The 20245-nt window shown below is 68.3% G+C and carries 24 protein-coding genes; 17 read left to right on the top strand and 7 right to left on the bottom strand.

Annotation, left to right across the window (positions count from 1 at the left end):
- The first annotated feature begins 89 nt into the window (after positions 1–89).
- A complete protein-coding gene (locus tag BM004_RS32335; protein WP_093219532.1) occupies positions 90–986 on the top strand; it encodes an amidohydrolase family protein in 897 nt (298 codons plus the stop codon).
- A gap of 9 nt (positions 987–995) precedes the next feature.
- Here the strand turns inward: BM004_RS32335 and BM004_RS32330 are convergent, their stop codons facing one another.
- Positions 996–1892: a MurR/RpiR family transcriptional regulator gene (locus BM004_RS32330; protein ID WP_093219635.1), complete on the bottom strand. Its 897-nt coding sequence runs from the start codon at positions 1890–1892 to the stop codon at positions 996–998.
- Between the two features lie 124 nt (positions 1893–2016).
- On the opposite strand from BM004_RS32330, the gene BM004_RS32325 reads away from it, so the two are divergent.
- Positions 2017–3012, top strand: a complete 996-nt coding sequence (locus BM004_RS32325) for a Bug family tripartite tricarboxylate transporter substrate binding protein (protein WP_093219530.1) — start codon at positions 2017–2019, stop codon at positions 3010–3012.
- Between the two features lie 4 nt (positions 3013–3016).
- A complete protein-coding gene (locus tag BM004_RS32320; protein ID WP_093219527.1) occupies positions 3017–3976 on the top strand; it encodes a M14 family metallopeptidase in 960 nt (319 codons plus the stop codon).
- 74 nt (positions 3977–4050) lie between these two features.
- Here BM004_RS32320 and kefC read toward each other — a convergent pair whose 3' ends face one another.
- Together kefC and BM004_RS32310 are read right to left on the bottom strand one after the other, a co-directional pair.
- Positions 4051–5901 carry a glutathione-regulated potassium-efflux system protein KefC gene (gene kefC / locus BM004_RS32315; RefSeq protein ID WP_093219525.1) on the bottom strand — a complete coding sequence of 617 codons (1851 nt, stop codon included), beginning with the start codon at positions 5899–5901 and terminating at the stop codon, positions 4051–4053.
- A 2-nt stretch (positions 5902–5903) separates the two neighbouring features.
- The gene (locus tag BM004_RS32310) at positions 5904–6638 is read right to left on the bottom strand and encodes a glutathione-regulated potassium-efflux system oxidoreductase KefF (RefSeq protein ID WP_093132405.1); all 735 of its coding nucleotides are present in this window, start codon (positions 6636–6638) and stop codon (positions 5904–5906) included.
- A 91-nt stretch (positions 6639–6729) separates the two neighbouring features.
- On the opposite strand from BM004_RS32310, the gene BM004_RS32305 reads away from it, so the two are divergent.
- Both BM004_RS32305 and BM004_RS32300 read left to right on the top strand, forming a co-directional pair.
- The gene (locus BM004_RS32305) at positions 6730–7350 is read left to right on the top strand and encodes a ParA family protein (protein ID WP_093219522.1); all 621 of its coding nucleotides are present in this window, start codon (positions 6730–6732) and stop codon (positions 7348–7350) included.
- A gap of 88 nt (positions 7351–7438) precedes the next feature.
- Entirely contained in the window at positions 7439–7909 is a 471-nt protein-coding gene (locus tag BM004_RS32300) for a MaoC family dehydratase (protein ID WP_093219520.1), read from the top strand.
- 30 nt (positions 7910–7939) lie between these two features.
- Here the strand turns inward: BM004_RS32300 and BM004_RS32295 are convergent, their stop codons facing one another.
- From BM004_RS32295 to BM004_RS32285, 3 genes are all read right to left on the bottom strand, one after another.
- On the bottom strand, positions 7940–8233 hold the full coding sequence (locus tag BM004_RS32295; protein WP_093132411.1) for a DUF4148 domain-containing protein: 294 nt from the start codon (positions 8231–8233) through the stop codon (positions 7940–7942).
- Positions 8234–8372: 139 nt separating this feature from the next.
- Positions 8373–8834, bottom strand: a complete 462-nt coding sequence (gene trmL / locus BM004_RS32290) for a tRNA (uridine(34)/cytosine(34)/5-carboxymethylaminomethyluridine(34)-2'-O)-methyltransferase TrmL (RefSeq protein ID WP_093132413.1) — start codon at positions 8832–8834, stop codon at positions 8373–8375.
- A gap of 62 nt (positions 8835–8896) precedes the next feature.
- Positions 8897–9631: a ComF family protein gene (locus tag BM004_RS32285; RefSeq protein WP_093219517.1), complete on the bottom strand. Its 735-nt coding sequence runs from the start codon at positions 9629–9631 to the stop codon at positions 8897–8899.
- Between the two features lie 22 nt (positions 9632–9653).
- Here BM004_RS32285 and BM004_RS32280 point away from each other — a divergent pair, with 22 nt between their 5' ends.
- The 8 genes from BM004_RS32280 (at position 9654) to BM004_RS32250 (ending at position 16224) form a co-directional block, all read left to right on the top strand.
- Positions 9654–10622: a class I SAM-dependent methyltransferase gene (locus BM004_RS32280; RefSeq protein WP_093219515.1), complete on the top strand. Its 969-nt coding sequence runs from the start codon at positions 9654–9656 to the stop codon at positions 10620–10622.
- 225 nt (positions 10623–10847) lie between these two features.
- Positions 10848–11324, top strand: a complete 477-nt coding sequence (locus tag BM004_RS32275) for a DUF2244 domain-containing protein (protein ID WP_093132600.1) — start codon at positions 10848–10850, stop codon at positions 11322–11324.
- Positions 11325–11384: 60 nt separating this feature from the next.
- Complete coding sequence (gene coxB, locus BM004_RS32270; protein WP_093219632.1) at positions 11385–12563, top strand: cytochrome c oxidase subunit II; 1179 nt, start codon at positions 11385–11387, stop codon at positions 12561–12563.
- Between the two features lie 43 nt (positions 12564–12606).
- Complete coding sequence (gene ctaD / locus BM004_RS32265) at positions 12607–14247, top strand: cytochrome c oxidase subunit I (protein WP_093132419.1); 1641 nt, start codon at positions 12607–12609, stop codon at positions 14245–14247.
- Between the two features lie 46 nt (positions 14248–14293).
- Complete coding sequence (locus BM004_RS41835) at positions 14294–14407, top strand: cytochrome oxidase small assembly protein (protein WP_019656111.1); 114 nt, start codon at positions 14294–14296, stop codon at positions 14405–14407.
- Positions 14408–14440: 33 nt separating this feature from the next.
- Positions 14441–15067, top strand: a complete 627-nt coding sequence (locus tag BM004_RS32260) for a cytochrome c oxidase assembly protein (protein ID WP_093219512.1) — start codon at positions 14441–14443, stop codon at positions 15065–15067.
- Positions 15064–15276 carry a DUF2970 domain-containing protein gene (locus BM004_RS32255; protein WP_093219509.1) on the top strand — a complete coding sequence of 71 codons (213 nt, stop codon included), beginning with the start codon at positions 15064–15066 and terminating at the stop codon, positions 15274–15276. The genes BM004_RS32260 and BM004_RS32255 overlap by 4 nt, the downstream gene beginning before the upstream one ends.
- A gap of 66 nt (positions 15277–15342) precedes the next feature.
- Complete coding sequence (locus tag BM004_RS32250) at positions 15343–16224, top strand: cytochrome c oxidase subunit 3 (RefSeq protein WP_093132425.1); 882 nt, start codon at positions 15343–15345, stop codon at positions 16222–16224.
- A gap of 74 nt (positions 16225–16298) precedes the next feature.
- Here the strand turns inward: BM004_RS32250 and BM004_RS32245 are convergent, their stop codons facing one another.
- Entirely contained in the window at positions 16299–16529 is a 231-nt protein-coding gene (locus BM004_RS32245) for a twin transmembrane helix small protein (protein ID WP_093057631.1), read from the bottom strand.
- 27 nt (positions 16530–16556) lie between these two features.
- Here BM004_RS32245 and BM004_RS32240 point away from each other — a divergent pair, with 27 nt between their 5' ends.
- From BM004_RS32240 to cyoE, 4 genes are read left to right on the top strand one after another with little or no spacing between them, the layout of a single operon-like run.
- Complete coding sequence (locus tag BM004_RS32240; RefSeq protein ID WP_093132427.1) at positions 16557–17438, top strand: SURF1 family protein; 882 nt, start codon at positions 16557–16559, stop codon at positions 17436–17438.
- Positions 17425–18105 carry an SCO family protein gene (locus BM004_RS32235; RefSeq protein WP_093132429.1) on the top strand — a complete coding sequence of 227 codons (681 nt, stop codon included), beginning with the start codon at positions 17425–17427 and terminating at the stop codon, positions 18103–18105. Before BM004_RS32240 ends, BM004_RS32235 begins: the two co-directional genes overlap by 14 nt.
- A gap of 10 nt (positions 18106–18115) precedes the next feature.
- A complete protein-coding gene (locus BM004_RS32230) occupies positions 18116–19333 on the top strand; it encodes a COX15/CtaA family protein (RefSeq protein ID WP_093219506.1) in 1218 nt (405 codons plus the stop codon).
- Positions 19330–20235: a heme o synthase gene (gene cyoE / locus BM004_RS32225; RefSeq protein ID WP_093219503.1), complete on the top strand. Its 906-nt coding sequence runs from the start codon at positions 19330–19332 to the stop codon at positions 20233–20235. The genes BM004_RS32230 and cyoE overlap by 4 nt, the downstream gene beginning before the upstream one ends.
- Positions 20236–20245: the final 10 nt, after the last annotated feature.

Below are 20245 nucleotides of genomic sequence, written 5' to 3'. Positions count from 1 at the left end.
GCGTTGGATTATGGTTATGAGAAATAATCAATTCAAGGCACTTGAGGCCCCCCGAACCTAGGGACTTACCCGTACCGGAGACAACAGACATGGACCACCAGAACCTGATTGCGATCGACATCCACACCCACGCCGAGGTGAGTTGCTGGAACCCGTTCGACAACTACGGCGAGGAGTACGACCGCGCCGCCGACAAGTACTTCGGCTCCAGCGGGCGGCCCACGATTGCGGAGAGCGTGGCGTACTACCGTGAAAGAAAGATCGGGCTGGTGATGTTCATGGTCGACGCGGAGTCGAACATGGGCCGCCGGCGCATCCCGAACGAGGAGATCGCCGAGGCCGCGCAGAAGAACAGCGACATCATGATTGCCTTCGGCAGCATCGATCCGCACAAGGGAAAGATGGGCGCACGCGAGGCGCGCCGCCTCATCGAGGAGCACGGCGTGAAGGGCTTCAAGTTCCACCCGACGGTGCAGGGCTACCACCCGTACGACAAGATGGCCTGGCCCATCTACGAGGTGATTGCCGAGTACGGCCTGCCGGCCATCTTCCACACCGGCCACAGCGGCATCGGTTCGGGCATGCGCTGTGGCGGCGGGCTGCGGCTGGAGTACAGCAACCCGATGCACCTGGACGACGTGGCCATCGACTTCCCCGACATGCAGATCGTCATGGCGCACCCCAGCTTCCCGTGGCAGGACGAGGCGCTGAGCGTGGCCACGCACAAGCCCAACGTGTGGATCGACCTGTCGGGCTGGAGCCCGAAGTACTTTCCGAAGCAGCTGGTGCAGTACGCCAACACGCTGCTGAAGGACCGCATCCTGTTCGGCAGCGACTACCCGCTGATCACGCCCGACCGCTGGATGCGCGACTTCGAGGCGGCGGGTTTCAAGCCCGAGGTGATGCCCGGCATCCTGAAGGGCAACGCGGTGCGGCTGCTGCGGCTGGACACGCCCGCCGCAGCGCCTGCCTCGCCACCCGCCTGAGCCGCTGTTTCAGCCGGCTGAAGAGGCCTTGCGTGAACGACCGGCCTGCGCGGCCGTGTCGTTCCAGTGCTGCTCCCACAGCGCGTCGCCGCGTTCGAGCGCCTCACCCAGCTCCTTCTTGCGCCGCTGCACCACGGCGGTGACCAGCGCATTGCACAGCGAGAACGCCGCCGTGTACGAGTCGAACGGCGACGCGCTCGACGTGCGCACCAGCATCACGTGGTCGGCCGAGGCGGCCGCCGGCACCGAGGGCCCGTCGGTGATGACGATGACCTTCGCGCCCTTTTCCTTGAAGTACCTGGCCGCGCGCGCGGTGGCCAGCGCATGGCGCCTGAAGGTGACGGCCAGCAGCACGTCCTGTTCGCCGATCCACAGCAACTGGTCTTCCATGAGCAGCGGGCCGGTGGCGGTCATGGGGCGCACGTCGGGCAGGCACATGTTCAGGTGCAGCGCCAGGTGGCCGGCCAGCGCCGCGGCGTGCCGCTGCCCGGTCACATGCACGCGCGCCTTGCGCTGCGTGAGCAGGCGCACCGCGCCCTCGAAGGCCGTGACGTCGAGCGCCGCGAAGGTCGAGGCCAGGTTGTGCTGGTCGTGCAGCAGCGCATTGGCCAGGCAGGTGCGCACCGAGGCGTCGTCGAGGATGACGGCGTCCGCGCGCGTGGCCGGCGAGGACAGCCGCGCGGTGACCTCGGAGCGCGCCTCCATCTGCGCCTCGGCATAGCTGGCGTAGCCCAGCTTGGCGAGCAGGCGCACCACGGTGGAGGCGCTGGTGCCCACCTTCTTTGCAAGGCTCGTTGCAGATTCGAGCAGGCCTTGGGGGTAGCGCGTCTGCAGTTCCTCGATCAGGAGTTGCTCGCTCTTGGTGAGCTTCTTGCCGTAACCCGAGATGCGTTGGTTCAGATTCATGGTCGCGGGCATTCTGCATGCGGAGTCGTGTCAGCCTCAATTTTGCAACGGTCATTGCAAAATTTAGATCGTCTTGCAACAATGCGCCCACTTTTTGACAGACCCCACCGCATCAGGACGCCCCATGAACCCCACCTTCACCGTTCCCGCCCTGCGCCGCCGCACCATGCTCGGTGCCGGCCTTGCCGCCATGCTGCCGCTGGCCGCGCGGGCCGAAGCCTGGCCCTCGCGGCCGGTCACGCTGGTGGTGCCGTTCCCGGCGGGCGGCTCGGTCGACCTGATTGCGCGGCTGTATGCCGAGCCGCTGTCCAAGGCGCTGGGCACGCCGGTGGTCATCGACAACCGCGCCGGCGCCGGCGGCTCGATCGCCAGCGCGCAGGTGGCGCGCGCCAGGCCCGACGGCTACACGCTGGTGGTGTCCTCGCAGAGCTCGCACCTGGCCAACCCGCTCACGCAGGCCAACCCGGGCTACGACCCGATCAAGGACTTTGCCTCCATCACCCAGCTGGCGCGCTCGATCAACGTGCTGCTGGTGAACCCCGCCGTGCCCGCGAAGACCTTCAAGGAGTTCGTCGCGCTGGTGAAGTCGCGCCCCGGCCAGCTCAACTTCTGCAGCGCGGGGCCGGGCAGCATGGGCCAGCTCAACGTGGAGCTGATGAAGTCGCAGCTGCAGCTCGACGCCACGCACGTGCCGTACCGCGGCGGCGGTCCGCTGGTGACGGCGCTGATCTCGAATGAAGTGCAGTTCGGCCTGGACAACCTCGCGCCTTTCCTGCCGCACATCCAGGCCGGCAAGCTGCGCGCGCTGGCGGTGGCCGCGCCGGCGCGCGTGGCGGCGCTGCCCGACGTGCCGACCTTCGCCGAGCTGGGCTACCCGGTGCTGAACACCACCTCGTGGATCGGCCTGGCCGCGCCCGCGAAGACGCCGCCCGAGGTGATTGCCGCGCTGCACAAGGCGGTGCGCTCGGTGGCCGACCAGCCGGCCATGGCGGAGGCGCTGCTGTCCCGCGGCTCGCTCACGCCAGAGGCGCAATCGCCCGCGCAGTTCACGGCCATGATGTCGGAGCGGCTCGTGACCTACGGCGAGATGGTGAAGCGCGCCGGCATTCGTGGCGAATAAGGCCATGACCGACGCCTCGTTCGCCCCCGACACCGCACCGCTGGAGGTGCTGCCGCGCGACATTTCCGCCTACCGCCAGGGCAACACCGGCATCGACTACGTGCACCGCTTCGAATCGGGCCGGCCCGGGCCGCATGTGCTGGTCAACGCGCTGACCCACGGCAACGAAATCTGTGGCATGGTCGCCGCCACGCACCTGCTGGACACCGGCGTGCGCCCGAAGATCGGCACCCTCACGGTGAGCTTCGCGCACGTGGAGGCCTACAACGCTTTCGACATCGAGCGGCCCTACGAGAACCGCCAGCTGGTGCACAACCTCAACCGCATCTGGTCGAAGGCGATGCTCGACGGCAGCGAGCACAGCCCCGAGCTGAAGCGCGCGCGCGAGCTGCGCCCGGTGCTGGACGCGGCCGACTTCGTGCTGGACATCCATTCGACACGCGCGCCGGTGCAGCCTTTCTGGGTCTATCCGGAGTTCGAGCGCAATGCCGGGCTGGCGCTGGCCGTGGGCAATCCGCTGGTGCACCTGGTGATGCCGGTGGGCGGCGCACCCGGCACGGGGGTGACGGGCTACGGCCGCCACGGCGAGCCGGATGTGCCGGACGTGCAGGGCGGCGCGGTGGTGGTGGAATGCGGCCAGCATTTCAGCCAGGCGGCGGCCGACCTGGCCACCGACGTGACGCTGCGCTTCCTGGCGCACCTGGGGCTGACCGACCCCGTGGCCGCCGCGCCGGAGAAGGCGCCCGCGCGCCGGTTCCGCCTGCTCGAAGTGCACATGGTGAAGACCGAAGGTTTTGCCTTCGCGCGGCCCGTGCTCGGCTTCGAGACCTTCCAGAAGGGCGAGCTGATCGCCGTCGATGCAGGCCAGGAGATTCGCTCGCCCTGCGACGACTGCACGATCTTCATGCCCACGCGCGCCCCGCTGGTGGGCCGCGAGGGCGTCTACTTGACCGTGCCGGTCTGAGCGGGCAGGGCGCGGGCGCCTCGGCGGGCCCGCGTCAGGGTTTCAGTGTTTCAGGGCTTCACGGCTTCAGGGCGTCACGGCGCCTGTTCTTCTCCTTCTTCCAGCCGGTCCCAGTCGCGCCCCGAGCGGCGCTGGCGCTCCTCGCGCTCGCGCGCCATCTGCTCCTCGAACTGCTGGCGGCCCGCCTTGTTGGCCGCGATCAGCTTGGCGCGGTCCTTGTAGTGCGGGTAGATCTCGTCGCTGAGCTTGATGTTCCGGCGGCGAAAGCGCATGGCCGATTCGCGGGCCTCGTGCGCCGGCCAGCCCAGCGCCTCGAGCGTGGCGCGCGCGCTGCGCAGCGACGACTCGAACACCTCGCGCTCGACCTCGGTCACGCCGCGGTCGCGCAGCTGGAACAGGTGCGTGACGTTGCGCGCCCGCGCGATGATGCGGGCCTGCGGAAAGTTCTCCTTCACGAGGTCGACGATTTCCAGCGACTGCTCGATGTCGTCCACCGCCACCACGATGGCCTTGGCCGAGCCGGCGCCCGCGGTGCGCAGCAGGTCGAGCCGTGTGGCGTCGCCGTAGAACACGCGAAAACCGAACTGGCGCAAGCCTTCGACGGTGTCGGCGTCATGGTCGAGCACGGTCACGTGCAGGCCCTGCGACATCAGCATGCGCCCGACGATCTGGCCGTAGCGGCCGAAGCCGCAGATGAGCACCTTGGCGTCTTGCTGCTCGGAGATTTCCTCGAGCTGCGGGCCCTGGTTGCGGCTGTAGCGCGGCAGCACGAACTTGTCGAGCAACACCAGCAGCAGCGGCGACACCAGCATCGACAGCGCCACCGCGCCGATCAGCAGCGAGGTGGTCTCGGGCGGCAGCACGTCGGGGCCGGCGGCCTGGAACACCACGAACGCGAATTCGCCGCCCTGCGCGAGCAGCAAGGTGAACACGGGCCGCTCCTGGTAGGCGATGCCCATGGCCTTGGCCAGCGCGTAGATCACCGCCAGCTTGAGGGCCATGAAGCCGACCACCAGCATCGCCATGATCCACGGGCTCGCGATGAGCACGCCGAAGTTGATCGACATGCCCACGGCAATGAAGAACAGGCCCAGCAGCAGCCCCTTGAAGGGCTCGATGTCGGTCTCGAGCTCGCGCCGGTATTCGCTTTCGGCCAGCAGCACGCCGGCAAGGAAGGCGCCCAGCGCCATCGACAGGCCCACCAGCTGCATCAGCGCGGCAATGGCCACCACCAGCAGCAAGGCGGCGGCGGTGAAGATCTCGGGCGTGTCGCTGCGCGCGATCCAGCGGAATATCGGCCGCAGCAACAGCCGGCCGCCCAGGATGATGCCGCCGATCACGCCGATGATCTTCGCGGCCTCCAGCGCGCGCTCCAGGCCGGTGACGGCCTGCTCGGCCGCGGTGGCGCCCGCCAGCAGCGGCAGCAGCGCCAGGATGGGAATGGCCGCCACGTCCTGGAACAGCAGGATCGAGAACCCGGCCTGGCCGCTGGGGGTCTTCATGAGGTTGCGTTCGCCGAACACCTGCAGCGCGATGGCGGTGGACGACAGCGCCAGCCCCAGCGCGGCCACCAGCGACACGCGCCATTCGGCGCCCACGGCGCAGCCGACGGCGAACAGCACCGCGGCGCAGCTCATGACCTGCGCGGCGCCCCAGCCGAAGATGGGGCGGCGCAGGTTCCACAGGCGCTTGGGCTCGAGTTCGAGGCCCACCAGGAACAGCATCAGCACCACGCCGAACTCGGCGAAATGCAGCACGTCTTCGACGCTGGACACGAGGCCCAGGCCCCAGGGCCCGATGGCGATGCCGGCCACGAGGTAGCCGATGATCGAGCCGAGGCCCAGGGCCTTCGAAAGCGGCACCACCAGCACGGCGGCGCCCAGGTAGATCAGGCTGTTGGTCAGCCAGGCGGGTGCGTGCTCCATGCTCAAGCCGCCTTGCCGTTGGCGGACGACGAAGCGACCGACAGGCCGTGCGTCATGGCGGCCTGGAAAGCGGTGGAGGCCAGCTTGGCCATGTCGTCGGGCTCGGCCGGCCGGTCGCTCTCGGGCACCGGGCAGGCCACGCAGGCGTCGATCTCGTCCATCTCGGGCCAGTCGGGGTAGCTGCCCAGGCGCTGGGTGAAGGTCTCGATGTGCGCTTCGACCTCGGCCTCCGGGGCGCTGCGCGCGCCGTGGAAGATCAGCGGCGGCAGGAAGCGCATGCCGCACAGCGCGGCGGTCTGCTCGTAGGGCGGCAGGAAGGCGTCGAAGAAGTAGCGGTGGTAGCTCTGCGGGTGGTAGCTGGACTCGGGGCTGCCGGTGGTGGCGGCCAGCCAGAGGTCCTTGCCCTGCAGGGCGGTGCCGCCGGGGCCGTAGGCCCAGCCGTAGGCGAGCACGTCGTCGAGCCAGAGCTTTTGCAGCGCGGGCATCGAATACCACTGGATCGGGTGCAGCAGCACCACCAGGCTGGCCCTGGCGAGCCGGGCTTGCTCGGCCTCCACGTCGATCGCGTAGTCGGGGTAGCTGCCGTACAGGTCGTTCACGTCGATGCCGGGCACGGCGCGGGCGGCGGCCAGCATGCGGCGGTTCACGCGGGAGTCGCGCCAGTGCGGGTGCGCGGCGATCACGTAGACGCCGCGGCCTTCGGTGGCGGGAGATCCCGGGAATGTTGTTGTAGTCATGCCTTGAACATATCGCAGTCGCGGCGGCTTTGCCCGGCAAAAGAAGGCAGCCACTACCATGGAGCCCGTTCCAGTTCTGGAGGAGACGCTCATGCCGGTGGTTCTGGTGGCCAACCCCAAGGGTGGCGTAGGCAAGTCGACGATCGCGACCAACGTCGCGGGCTACTTCGCAAGCCGCGGCCACGCCGTGATGCTGGGCGACGTGGATCGCCAGCAATCCTCGCGCCTCTGGCTGGGCCTGCGCCCGCCGCAGGTGCGGCCCATCGCCACCTGGGAGGCGACCGGCGAGAGCACGGTGGTGCGGCCGCCCCGCGGCACCACGCACGCGGTGCTCGACACCCCCGCCGGCCTGCACGGCTGGCGCTTCAAGGAGGTGCTGGCGCTGGCCGACCGGGTGATCGTGCCGCTGCAGCCCAGCATCTTCGACATCTACGCGACGCGCGACTTCCTCGACCGGCTGCTGGAGAGCCGGCGCGCCGAGAAGACGAAGATCGGCTTGGTCGGCATGCGCGTGAACGCGCGCACGCTGGCGGCCGACCGGCTGCACGAGTTCATCGCAGGGCTGGGCGTGCCGGTGATCGGCGAGCTGCGCGACACCCAGAACTACGTGCAGCTGGCCGCGCGCGGGCTCACGCTGTTCGACATTGCGCCGGGCCGCGTGCAGCGCGATCTGGACCAGTGGCAGCCGATCTGCGACTGGCTCGACGCCTGACGCCTGACACGCTCGCACCCGTCTCCCGGTTTTCCCTGAGCCCGGTTGTCGCGAGCCCGACAGCCGGCCCGACACCCCAGACGCCAGAATGCCCCGCATGACAAAAAAGACATTCCAGACCCTTCAGGATCTCTCCGCCTGCGTCGGCCAGGAAGTCGCCGTGAGCGACTGGATCACCATCACCCAGGAGCAGGTGAACCTGTTCGCCGAGGCGACGGGCGACCACCAGTGGATCCACGTCGACGTGGAGCGTGCCAAGGCCGGCCCCTTCGGCGCGCCGATTGCGCACGGCTTCCTCACGCTGTCGCTGCTGCCGCGCTTCTTCGAGGAGACGATCGACGTGGTCGAGTCGCGCATGGGCGTGAACTACGGCATGAACCGGGTGCGCTTCATGTCGCCGGTGCCGGTGGGCCAGCGGCTGCGCGCGCGCATGAAGCTGCTGAGCTCGGAGCCGATTGCCAACGACGGCTTCCAGATGACCTGGGAAGTCACCATCGAGCTCGAAGGCGCCTCCAAGCCGGCCTGCGTGGCCGAGTCGGTGGCGCGCCGCTACCGCTGAGGCGGCGGCTTTCCCTCTTTCTGTTTCCGCTTACATCCGGCGGTCGGTCACTTCGCCGTAGGTGGCCGCACCCTGGCGGGTGATGCCGAGCGCGCTGGCGCGCACCGTGTTGCGGTCGACGTTGCCGGCGGTCGGGCGCGCGACGCCGGTGCCGCCGTTGCTGATGCGGTACGGCTGGGCTGCCTGGGCCTGCACGTCCGCGCGCGACATGGTCGACTGGAAGGGCGCGGGCGGCAGCGGGTTCTGTTCGCCCTGGAACGCGTGTGCGCCGCCGGCGAAGGCGAGCGTGGCGAAGGCTGCGAGGGCAATCGACTGGGTGTTCATGGCGAGACTCCTTGGACAAAGGCGGTGAATGGACCGGATGCCGGGTCGCTCCGCGGCCGGCATGTCTTTCCATACGGCCGGCACCGCTGTTCGGATGCAGCCATGCCTGCGCGGGTGCCCGCGACTTTGTGTCGAGGTGTCAGCCGAAGCCGTTTTGCCGCCAGGCCTCGAAGACGGTGACCGCCACCGCGTTCGAGAGGTTCAGGCTGCGCTGGCCTTCGCGCATCGGCAGCCGCAGGCGCTGCGCCTCGGCGAAACCGTCGCGGATGGGCGGCGGCAGGCCGCTGGTCTCGGAGCCGAACACCAGCCAGTCGCCGGGCTGGAAGCGCACGTCGTGCACGGCCCGCGTGCCGCGCGTGGTGAGGGCGAACATGCGATCGGCCGCGGGTTGTTCGGCGGCGAGCAGGGCCTGCCAGTCGGCATGGCGCTTCACTTCGGCGTACTCGTGGTAGTCGAGCCCGGCGCGGCGCAGCAGGCGGTCGTCCATCGAAAAGCCCAGGGGCTCGACCAAGTGCAGCGTGCAGCCGGTGTTGGCCGCAAGGCGGATCACGTTGCCGGTGTTCGGCGGAATCTCGGGGTGGACCAGGACGATATGGAACATGGCGACATTGTCGGTGGCCCGGCCGGCAGTCCGGCGCGGCAGTTCTCGTTCTGTGCGGCGGTTCAGCGCGGCGGGTCGGTGCGCGCCAGCACCACGGCCGTGAGGTGCGCCGCGCCCGCCAGCCGCAGCACCCCGGCCGCGGCGAAGAGCGAGGCCCCGCTGGTCATCACGTCGTCGACCAGCACCACGCGCCGGCCGCGCACCGCGTCCGCGCGCAGCGGCTCCAGGGCAAAGGCGCCGCGCAGGTTGCGCAGGCGGTCGGCACGCGGCAGGCCGCTCTGGGCGGGCGTGTCGCGGGTGCGCAGCAGCAGCGTCGCGTCGGTCTTGGCCGGCGACAGCCGCCGCGCGAGCTCGTGGGCCTGGTTGAAGCCGCGCTCGCGCAGCCGGGCGGGCGACAGCGGCATCGGCAGCACGACGTCGCACTGCTCCAGCGCCGGCTCGACCCAGGGCGCGCTGCGCAGCAGCGTGGCGAACGGCCCGGCCCAGCCGGCGTCGCCGCGGAACTTGAAGCCGGCGATGGCGTCCGGCCACGGCCAGGCGTAGCTGCAGGCGGCCAGGCAGGCGTCGAGCGGCGGCGGGTGTTTCACGCACTCGCCGCAGCGCGCCACGCCCTGCGGCAGGGGCAGCGCGCAGCCGCCGCACCGCGCGGTGGGCGGGGCGAAGCGGGCCACGCAGGCGTCGCAGACCCGGCGCGACGGCCAGGCACGGCAGACCGCGCACTGGCTGGGCAGCCGGGCGAGCAAGGACGTGAAGGGCCGCAAGGGCGATAAAGGCCACAGGCCCCGATGGCTGAGCATGTCTCAATATACTCACGGCCCCATGGCCACCGACCCCACAAGACGACCGCCGACCATCGATGCCACGGCGGCCGCCCGCTGGCGCCGGCTCGCGCCTGCCGACGGCTCCCCCTGGCTGCACGAGGAAATCGGCCGCCGCATGGAAGACCGCCTCCAATGGATCAAGGCCCAGCCCCGTACCTGGGCCGATTGGGCGCCGCTGCGCGGCGGCCTCGAGGCGCACGAACTGGTCGCCCGCCGCTACAAGGACGCCGCCTCGTTCGTGATCGAGCCCGAGTCCACGCTGGGCGCCGCCACCGGCCAGGCGCTGAGCGCGCCGTGGTGGAGCGCGCGCCGCTGGCAAGGCGGCAAGGCACGCTTCGACGCCACGCCCGAAGACGGCGTCGACCTGCTCTGGGCCAACATGTCGTTGCACATGGCGGCCGACCCCGAGGCGCTCATCTCGCACTGGCACAAGCTGGTGGCGACCGACGGCTTCCTGATGTTCTCGTGCCTCGGGCCCGACACCGTGCGCGAACTGCGCGCGCTGCATGCCCGGCTGGGCTGGCCCGCGGCTGGCCACGAGTTCACCGACATGCATGACTGGGGCGACATGCTGGTGCACGCCGGCTTCGCCGAGCCGGTGATGGACATGGAGCGCATCGTGCTGACCTGGGCCACGCCCGAGGCGGCGCTGGCCGAGCTGCGCACGCTGGGCCGCAACCTGCACCCGGCGCGTTTCGGCGCGCTGCGCGGCAAGGCGTGGCACCAGGCGCTGAAGAAGGCGCTGCCGGAACTCGCGCCGGCCGAAGATGGCGGCAAGGGCGGCAAGGGCGGCAAGGGCGGCAAGGGCGGTGAGGGCGACAAGGGCAGCGGGCGCATCGCGCTGACCTTCGAAGTCATCTACGGGCATGCCTTCAAGCCCGCGCCGCGCGTGTCGCTGGCGGCCGAAAGCGCGGTCTCGCTGCGCGAGATGCGCTCGATGCTGCAACGGGGTCGTCCGGGCGCCTGATCGCCCGCGAATTTCGCGCCGAAAAACGCCTGACGCAGAGCGCGTTTTCTGCCTACTAGGGCTGACCCGTAGGGGTCCCGCAGGGCACTCGGGCGCCGGTATCTACCCGCTACAATCCGCCGTTGCGTGAAACTCGCGGGCATTTTCCCGCGATCGAGGGGTGTCCAATCCTGTTTGTACGAGGGGTTTGGCGACCGTCGACGCACCGATTTGCTGAACTCGCCCGTGTCGAATTCCGTGTTTCGATTTGCCACCGTTTCAGGCCAGAACATCCACTGGTTCCTGAAGCGGAACTGCTCGGTGACGCCGAGCCAGCTGGGCTGGCTCTACGCCTCGCTGTGCGTGGTATCGCTCGGCACCGGCACCCTGTTCTGGCTTCACGGTGCGCCGCTGGTTCTGCCTTTCGCTTGGCTCGAACTGGCCGCTGTCGGGTTTGCGTTCATGGTTTATGCACGGCACGCGACCGATGGCGAAAAGATCGCGCTGCAGGAGGGACGCCTCGTCGTCGAGCTCGAGAACGGCGGGCACTACGAGCGCACTGAATTTCTTCCGCACCAGGTGCGGATCGAACCCCAGGCCGGCGATCGCTCGCTGATCGAGGTCTCGGGGCAGGGTCGATCGGTCAGGGTGGGGCGCTATGTACGCCCGGAGTTGCGTGCGGCTTTGGCCCGCGAGATTCGCATGGCGTTGCGCGGCGCCTGAGGGGGGTCGCGCAGTGCTGCACGGTTGGGTTTGTCGAAAAATTGAAGAAACGTGAACACGATGAAGAGCATTTGGCGCAACAAGTACAGGCCGGCGAATCTGTTGCTGGCGGCCGGCGCGGCTTTCAGCAGCGCGGCGCACGCAGTCAACGATCTGCCCGGCGGCCCTTCGGTGCGCCAGCTGAATCTTCCCGTCGGTGTGACGAAGATCGCGCAGGAGCAGCATCTGCTCCACACGATCATGATGATCCTGTGCACGGTCATCTTCGTCGCCGTGTTCGCGGTCATGTTCTATTCGATCTGGAAGCACCGCAAGTCGGTCGGCCACAAGGCGGCCAACTTCCATGAATCGGTGGTGGTCGAGGTCATCTGGACCATCGTGCCCTTCCTCATCGTGATCGTGATGGCGCTGCCCGCCACCAAGGTGCTGGTGGCCCAGAAGGACACCACCAACGCCGACCTCACGATCAAGACCACGGGCTACCAGTGGAAGTGGGGCTACGACTACCTGAACGGCGAAGGCGAGGGCCTGGCCTTCATCTCCACGCTCGACAGCTCGCAGCGCGCCATGTCCGACGCCGGCGCCAAGGGCCCGATGCCCGACGACTACCTGCTCAAGGTCGACAACCCGCTGGTGGTGCCGGTCAACAAGAAGGTGCGCATCATCACCACCGCGAACGACGTGATCCACGCCTTCGCCGTGCCGCAGCTGGGCCTCAAGCAGGACGCGATTCCCGGCTTCGTGCGCGACACCTGGTTCCGCGCCGAGACCGTGGGCGACTACTACGGCCAGTGCCAGGAACTGTGCGGCAAGGAACACGCCTACATGCCGATCCACGTGAAGGTGGTCTCGGCCGCCGACTACACGAGCTGGGTGGCCACCAAGCGCAAGGAAGCCGCCGCCAAGCTCGACGACCCGACCAAGGTCTGGACGCTGCCCGACATGCTGGTGCGCGGCGAGAAGGTCTACGCCGCCAACTGCGCCGCCTGCCACCAGGCCAACGGCAAGGGCGCGGGCCCGATCAAGGCGCTCGACGGCGACCCGAAGGTGCTCGACGCCGACCACTCGGTGCAACTGCATGTGCTGCTCAACGGCCAGAACAACGGCGCCATGCCGTCGTGGAAGCAGCTGAGCGATACCGACCTCGCGGCCGTGGCCACGTACACCAAGAACAGCTGGTCGAACAAGACCGGCCAGCTGGTGCAGCCGGCCGAAGTGCTCGCCCTGCGCGGCAAGTGATGCGACAGCGCCCCGCGACGAAGAAATTGCAAGGAACAACGAAATGAGCGCAGTCCTCGACCCCCACGGTCACGCAGCCCCTGGCGACCACGCACACGACGAGCATCACGACCACCACGCGCCCACCGGCTGGCGCCGCTGGGTGTTCGCGACCAACCACAAGGACATCGGCACGCTCTACCTGCTGTTCAGCTTCACGATGCTGATGGTGGGCGGCGTGCTCGCGCTGCTGATCCGCGCCGAGCTGTTCCAGCCGGGCCTGCAGCTGGTGAACCCCGAGCTCTTCAACCAGTTCACCACCATGCACGGCCTGATCATGGTGTTCGGCGCCATCATGCCGGCCTTCGTGGGCTTCGCGAACTGGATGATCCCGCTGCAGGTGGGCGCCTCCGACATGGCGTTCGCGCGCATGAACAACTTCAGCTTCTGGCTGCTGATCCCGGCGGCGCTGATGCTGGTGGGTTCGTTCTTCATGCCCGGCGGCGCACCCGCCGCGGGCTGGACGCTGTACGCGCCGCTCACGCTGCAGATGGGCCCCTCGATGGACGCCGGCATCTTCGCGATGCACATCATGGGCGCCTCGTCGATCATGGGCTCGATCAACATCATCGTCACCATCCTGAACATGCGCGCGCCCGGCATGACGCTGATGAAGATGCCGATGTTCTGCTGGACCTGGCTCATCACCGCCTACCTGCTGATCGCCGTGATGCCCGTGCTCGCCGGCGCGATCACCATGACGCTGACCGACCGCCACTTCGGCACCAGCTTCTTCAACCCCGCCGGCGGCGGCGACCCGGTGATGTACCAGCACATCTTCTGGTTCTTCGGCCACCCCGAGGTCTACATCATGATCTTGCCGGCCTTCGGCATCATCAGCCAGGTGGTGCCGGCCTTCGCCCGCAAGCGCCTGTTCGGCTACGCCTCGATGGTGTACGCCACCTCGTCGATCGCCATCCTGTCGTTCATCGTGTGGGCGCACCACATGTTCACGACCGGCATGCCGCTCACCGGCCAGCTGTTCTTCATGTACGCGACCATGCTGATCGCGGTGCCCACGGCCGTGAAGATCTTCAACTGGATCGCCACCATGTGGCAGGGCTCGATGACCTTCGAGACGCCCATGCTGTTCGCGGTCGGCTTCATCTTCGTGTTCACGATGGGCGGCTTCACCGGCCTGATCCTGGCCGTGGCGCCGATCGACACGCAGCTGCAGGACACCTACTACGTGGTGGCCCACTTCCACTACGTGCTGGTGGCCGGCTCGCTGTTCGCCATGTTCTCGGGCTTCTACTACTGGGTGCCCAAGTGGACCGGCGTGATGTACAACGAGACGCGCGGCAAGGTGCACTTCTGGTGGTCGCTGATCTCGTTCAACGTGACCTTCTTCCCGATGCACTTCCTGGGCCTGGCCGGCATGCCGCGACGCTACGCCGACTACCCGATGCAGTTCGCCGACTTCAACGCCGTGGCGTCGGTCGGTGCGTTCTTCTTCGGCTTCGCGCAGGTCTACTTCTTCCTGTTCGTGGTGCTGCCCACCATGCGCGGCAAGGGCGAGAAGGCCGCGCAGCAGCCGTGGGAAGGCGCCGAGGGCCTCGAATGGGAAGTGCCGTCGCCGGCCCCGTTCCACACCTTCGAGAACCCGCCCAAGCTCGACGCGACCGCCACCAAGGTGATCGGTTGATCGCTTCGCGCACCGCACGACGACCACGACGAGCACGACGAGCACGATGACACCCGAACAGAAAAGGAACAATCGCCGCATGGGGCTCACGCTGGCCTCCATCGCGGTGGTGTTCTTCATCGGCTTCATCGTGCGCATGGTCTGGTTCAGCGGACGCTGAACCGCCACCCTCGCAACGAACGGGAGCAGCAGCATGAGCCTCGGCCAACGCATCCGGCGCGCCAATGTCCGCATGGTCGGCAAGCTGGCCGTGGTCGCCTGCGGCATGTTCGCCTTCGGCTACGCGCTGGTGCCGATGTACCGCGCGATCTGCGAGATGACCGGCATCAACATCCTCGCGCTCTCCGAGCTCGAGGTGCCCGGCGGCGCCAGCGGCGGCAAGAACGTGCGCGTGCCCGACAACACGCAGGTCGACCTGAGCCGCACCATCACGGTGGAGTTCGACTCCAACGTGCGCGGCGGCCTGTGGGACTTCAAGCCCGCGGAGCGGACCATCCAGGTGCACCCGGGCCAGCTCAACACGGTGATGTACGAGTTCCAGAACGTGCAGAACCGCCGCATGGCCGCGCAGGCCATCCCGAGCTACGCGCCGCAGCAGGCCGCGCCGTACTTCAACAAGCTCGAGTGCTTCTGCTTCAACCAGTACACGCTCGATCCGGGCGAGAAGAAGCAGTGGCCGGTCGCGTTCGTGATCGACCCCAAGATTTCCAAGGACGTGAAGACCATCACGCTGTCGTACACCTTCTTCGAGGTGGGCGGCAAGACGCCTGCGGCCCCGGTGGCCGCCATTGTGAACACCAGCGATGAGCCGCGCTCGTGACCGATTCCTCCACCCGGCCGAAGGCTTCGCTGTGGGACACGGTGAAGGCGGTGGGGTGGTCGTTCTTCGGCGTTCGCAAGAACAGCGCCTACCAGGAAGACCTGGGCAAGCTGAACCCGCTGCACATCATTGCGGTGGCGTTCGCGGCCGTGATCGTCTTCGTGGTCGCGCTGGTGCTGCTGGTGCGCCATGTGGTGGCGGCGGCCTGAAGAAGCAGCAACCCGCGACAAGCAGAATCCATTGAATCGAGAGAAGAAAGAAAGCCAGGAGCTGATATGAGTTCAACCACCCACGGCACCACGCCCTACTACTTCGTGCCAGGACCGTCGGCCTATCCGGTCTCGGCCGCGATCGGCCTGTTCTTCGTGATCCTGGGCGCCGCGCAATGGATCAACGGCCACGAGTGGGGCGCCTGGTCTCTGCTGGTGGGCATGGTGATCTGGCTCGGCACGCTGTTCGTGTGGTTCCGCACCGCCATCGGTGAAAGCGAGAGCGGCCAGTACGGCCACAAGATCGACCTCTCGTTCCGCTGGAGCATGAGCTGGTTCATCTTCTCGGAAGTGATGTTCTTCGGCGCGTTCTTCACCGCGCTGTGGTGGGCCCGCACCCACTCGCTGCCCGCGCTCGGCAGCCTGGACAACGCGCTGCTGTGGCCCGACTTCAAGGCCGTGTGGCCCAGCATCGCGGCCGGCGCCACCGGTTCGCCGGCCGGCATCGTCGAGCCGTTCCAGACGGTCGGCCCGTTCTGGCTGCCCACGATCAACACCGCGCTGCTGCTGAGCTCGGGCGTGACGCTCACCATCGCCCACCACGCGCTGCGTGCCGGCCACCGCGCACAGACCATCCGCTTCATGTGGCTCACCGTGCTGCTCGGCGTGATCTTCCTGGGCGTGCAAGGGTACGAATACCACCACCTGTACACCGAACTGAACCTCAAGCTCAGCTCGGGCACCTACGGTTCGACCTTCTTCATGCTCACCGGCTTCCACGGTCTGCACGTGTTCATCGGCATGCTGATGCTGCTGTTCATCACGCTGCGCCTGCGCAAGGGCCACTTCACGCCGGAGCGCCATTTCGGCTTCGAGGGCGCGGCCTGGTACTGGCACTTCGTCGACGTGGTCTGGCTCGGCCTCTACATGCTGGTCTACTGGCTTTGAGCGAACCCAACGGCATTCCACAAAAAAGGCGCCGGAAGGCGCCTTTTTCATGGTTCTCGTGGAACGAGCACCATCTACTTGCCGAGCGGGAGTCCGGTGGGCTGGATGTAGCCGAGTTTCCAGGCGAGCAACATGCAGAGGAACAAAAACACCGAGAGGCCGATCCGAAAGGTGAGGGCGCGCGCCATGCCGCCGCTCTTGGCGCGCCCGTTGCGCCCGTCCTTCAGCATGAAGTACAGGGCAAACGCGAGGCTCGCGAAGATGCCCAGGAAGACCAGGGCGACAAAGTATTTCATGACCCGCATTATCGGCCGCAGGCCTCGCCCACTCCAGTGACTCCCCAACCCCTGTACCCCGAAGAACGGCGCCGCCCGGGCCGCTTCTGGGTGATCACCCTCGCCGCCGTGCTGACGGTGGCCGCCACCGTGTCGCTCGGCCGCTGGCAGCTGTCGCGCGCCGCGCAGAAAGAAGCGCTGCAGGCCAGCATCGACGCCGAGAAGCTCAAGCCGCCGCTGACCCAGGCCGAGTTCCTCGCGCTCGGCAAGGCCTCCGACGCCATGCATCGCCCGGTACGCCTGCGCGGCCTCTGGCTCACGCCGCAGACCGTGTACCTCGACAACCGCCAGATGCACGGCACGCCCGGCTTCTACGTGCTGACGCCGTTCGCGCTCGAGGGCACCGAGCAGGCGGTGATGGTGCAGCGCGGCTGGATCCAGCGCAATTTCGTCGACCGCACGCAGCTCGGCGCGGTCGAGACGCCGGCCGGCATCGTGGAGGTCACGGCACTGATCGAGCCGCCGCCGAGTCATCTGCTGGAACTGGGCAGCGCCGCAGCCGCGCCGGCCCCGGCGGCATCCGCACCAGCGGCACCAGCGCCCGCAGCCTCGGCCCCGGGAGCCAGCCCGGCGGCGCCGGCCGCCCCGACACCGGCCGTCGAAGGGTATTCGCCCATCCGGCAAAATCTCGACCTGGAGGCCTTCCGCGCCGAGACCAAGCTGCCGCTGCGCACCGACGTGTCGCTGCAGCAGAGCGGCGCGGCCTCCGAGGGCCTGCAGCGCGACTGGCCGGCCCCGGCGCTGGGGCTGGAGAGGCACTACGGTTACGCATTCCAGTGGTTCGGCCTGTCGGCCCTCGTCGTCATCCTCTATGTCTGGTTCCAACTCATCACACCCCTCCGCCGCTCAAGGCGCCGCGCACGCGATGGCCGCTTCTGACGAGCCGCTGGGCCTGACGGTGCATTCGATGCCGTCGCCCAGCCAGGCGCTCGACGAAGGGGAGGGCCGGCGCACGGTCGCCGGGCGTTGGAAGATGATCGCCGTGATGCTGATGTGCGCGGCGCCGGTCATTGCCTCGTACTTCACCTACTACGTGATCCGGCCCGAGGGCCGCAGCGTCTATGGCGAGCTCATCGATCCGCAGCATGAACTGCCGAAGCTGACCGCCACCGACCGCAACGGCGCGCCGGTCGACGTTGCCACGCTGAAGGGCCAGTGGCTGCTGGTCGCGGTGGCCGATGCCGCCTGCAATGCGCTGTGCGAGCAGCAGCTCTACCTGCAGCGCCAGCTGCGCGAGAGCCTGGGCCGCGAAAAGGACCGCATGGACCGCGTCTGGCTCGTGAGCGATGCCGCTCCCGTGCCCGAGCGGCTGGACAACGGCCTGCACGGCGCCACCGTGCTGCGCGTGCCGGCCGACCAGCTGGCCAGGTGGCTCGCGCCCGTGCAGGGCCACACCCTCGCCGAACACCTCTACGTGGTCGACCCGATGGGCAACTGGATGATGCGTTTCCCCGCGCGCATGGACGCCGCCGGCGCCGGCCGCGCCAAGCGCGACCTCGACCGCCTGCTGCGCGCCTCGGCGTCGTGGGACGAACCGGGCCGCTGAGACCGACCGCATGGACACGAGCTCGCTCTACGATCTGACGCCCATCGCCTGGCTCATGGCCGCCGGCGTGCTGATCGCGCTCGGCCCGCTGGTGTGGGTGTGGCGCCGCAACGCGGGCGCCGGCCTGGCGCGGCGGCTGCATGCGCTGACCGTGCTCACGCTGTTCCTCACCTTCGACCTGACGCTGTTCGGCGCCTTCACGCGGCTCACCGATTCGGGCCTCGGCTGCCCCGACTGGCCCGGCTGCTACGGCAACGCCAGCCCGGCCGGCGCGCGCCACGAGATCGCGATGGCGCAATCGGCCCAGCCGACCGGGCCGGTGACGCACAGCAAGGCATGGGTCGAGATGGTTCATCGCTATCTTGCGACCGGCGTGGGCGTGTTGATCTTCGTCCTGGCGGTAGCAACCTGGGTGGTTCGGCTGCGCCGTGCGTGGACGGGCGCTCCGCCGGTGGATGGCCGCGATCACGCAACGCTCAATGCCTGGTGGCCCACGTTCACGCTGTTCTGGGTCAGCCTGCAGGGCGCATTCGGCGCGATGACCGTCACCTGGAAGCTGTTTCCTGCGATCGTCACGCTGCATCTGCTCGGTGCCATCGTTCTGCTCGCGCTGCTGTGCTTCCAGGCGGTCCGCTACCGGCAGGCTGCCTCGGACCGCCTGCCGACGCCGGTGTCGCCGGCGCTGCGCAACAGCCTCGTCGCGACCACGGTGCTGCTGGTGCTGCAGATCGCGATGGGCGGCTGGGTCAGTACCAACTACGCGGTGCTGGCGTGCACGCAGTTCCCGACCTGCCAGGACAGCTGGTGGCCCGCGATGAACTTCGCGCAGGGCTTCGAGATCTGGCGCCACCTGGGCGTGACCGGCGACGGCCAGCCGCTCGATTTCTCCGCGCTCACCGCCATCCACTACGCGCACCGGCTGATGGCCTATGCGGTGTTCGTGGCGCTCGGCGTGCTGGCGTGGCGCCTGCGCCGCATCGACGCGCTGCGCCCGCAGGCGAACTGGCTCGCGGGCCTGGCGCTGCTGCAGCTGGCCACCGGCCTGGGCAACGTGCTTCTCGGTTGGCCACTGGCGGCCGCCGTGCTGCATACCGGCGGCGCCGCGGCGCTGGCCGTGGTGCTCACCTGGGCACTTTGCGAGAGCCGCCGCGATGCCGCGGCCCTGAGGTCGCGCGCCAGTGACAATGCAACCGGTCACAACAACAACCCAAGGAAGGCCACCGCGTGAGCACCCCGATTCCCGTTCAGCAAACCAGCACAGCGAATGTGCTGCGCCAGTTCTACGCGCTGACCAAGCCGCGCGTGGTGCAGCTGATCGTGTTCTGCGCGCTGATCGGCATGGTGCTGGCCGTGCCCGGCCTGCCGTCGTGGGCCGAGGTGCAGCGCGCCGTGCTGGCCTGCATCGGCATCTGGCTGGTGGCGGGCGCGGCGGCGGCGTTCAATTGCCTGGTCGAGAAGGGCATCGACGCCAAGATGAAGCGCACCGCCTGGCGCCCCACGGCGCGCGGCGAACTCAGCGACATGCAGGCGCTGGCCTTCTCGGCGCTGCTGTGCGCCGCGGGCTCGGTGCTGCTGTGGTTCACGGTCAACCCGCTCACCATGTGGCTCACCTTCGCCACCTTCGTGGGCTATGCGGTGGTCTACACGGTGATCCTGAAGCCGGCCACGCCGCAGAACATCGTGATCGGCGGGGCATCGGGCGCCATGCCGCCGGTGCTGGGCTGGGCCGCCATGACTGGCGACGTGGGCCCCGAGGCGCTGATTCTTTTCCTCATCATCTTCCTGTGGACACCGCCGCACTTCTGGGCGCTGGCGCTGTACCGCGTGGAGGACTACCGCAAGGCCGGCCTGCCGATGCTGCCGGTCACGCACGGCAACGAGTTCACGCGGCTGCAGGTGCTGCTGTACACCTTCATCCTGTTCGCGGCCTGCCTCATGCCCTTCATCTACGGCATGAGCGGCTGGCTGTACCTGGCGGTGGCCGTGGCGGTGAGCGTGGGCTTCACCGGCTACGCGTTCGCGCTGTGGCGCAACTACTCGGACACGCTGGCGCGCAAGACCTTTCGCTTTTCGCTGATCCACCTGAGCGTGCTGTTCCTGGCGCTGCTCGTCGATCACTACCTTCACTGACCACGTCTTC

The sequence above is a fragment of the Variovorax sp. OK212 genome (genome assembly GCF_900112425.1).
In the GTDB taxonomy this organism is placed as follows: Bacteria; Pseudomonadota; Gammaproteobacteria; order Burkholderiales; family Burkholderiaceae_C; genus Variovorax.
The sequence above is the reverse complement of the archived record's forward strand: the minus strand, read 5'-3'. Positions and strand labels throughout refer to the sequence as shown.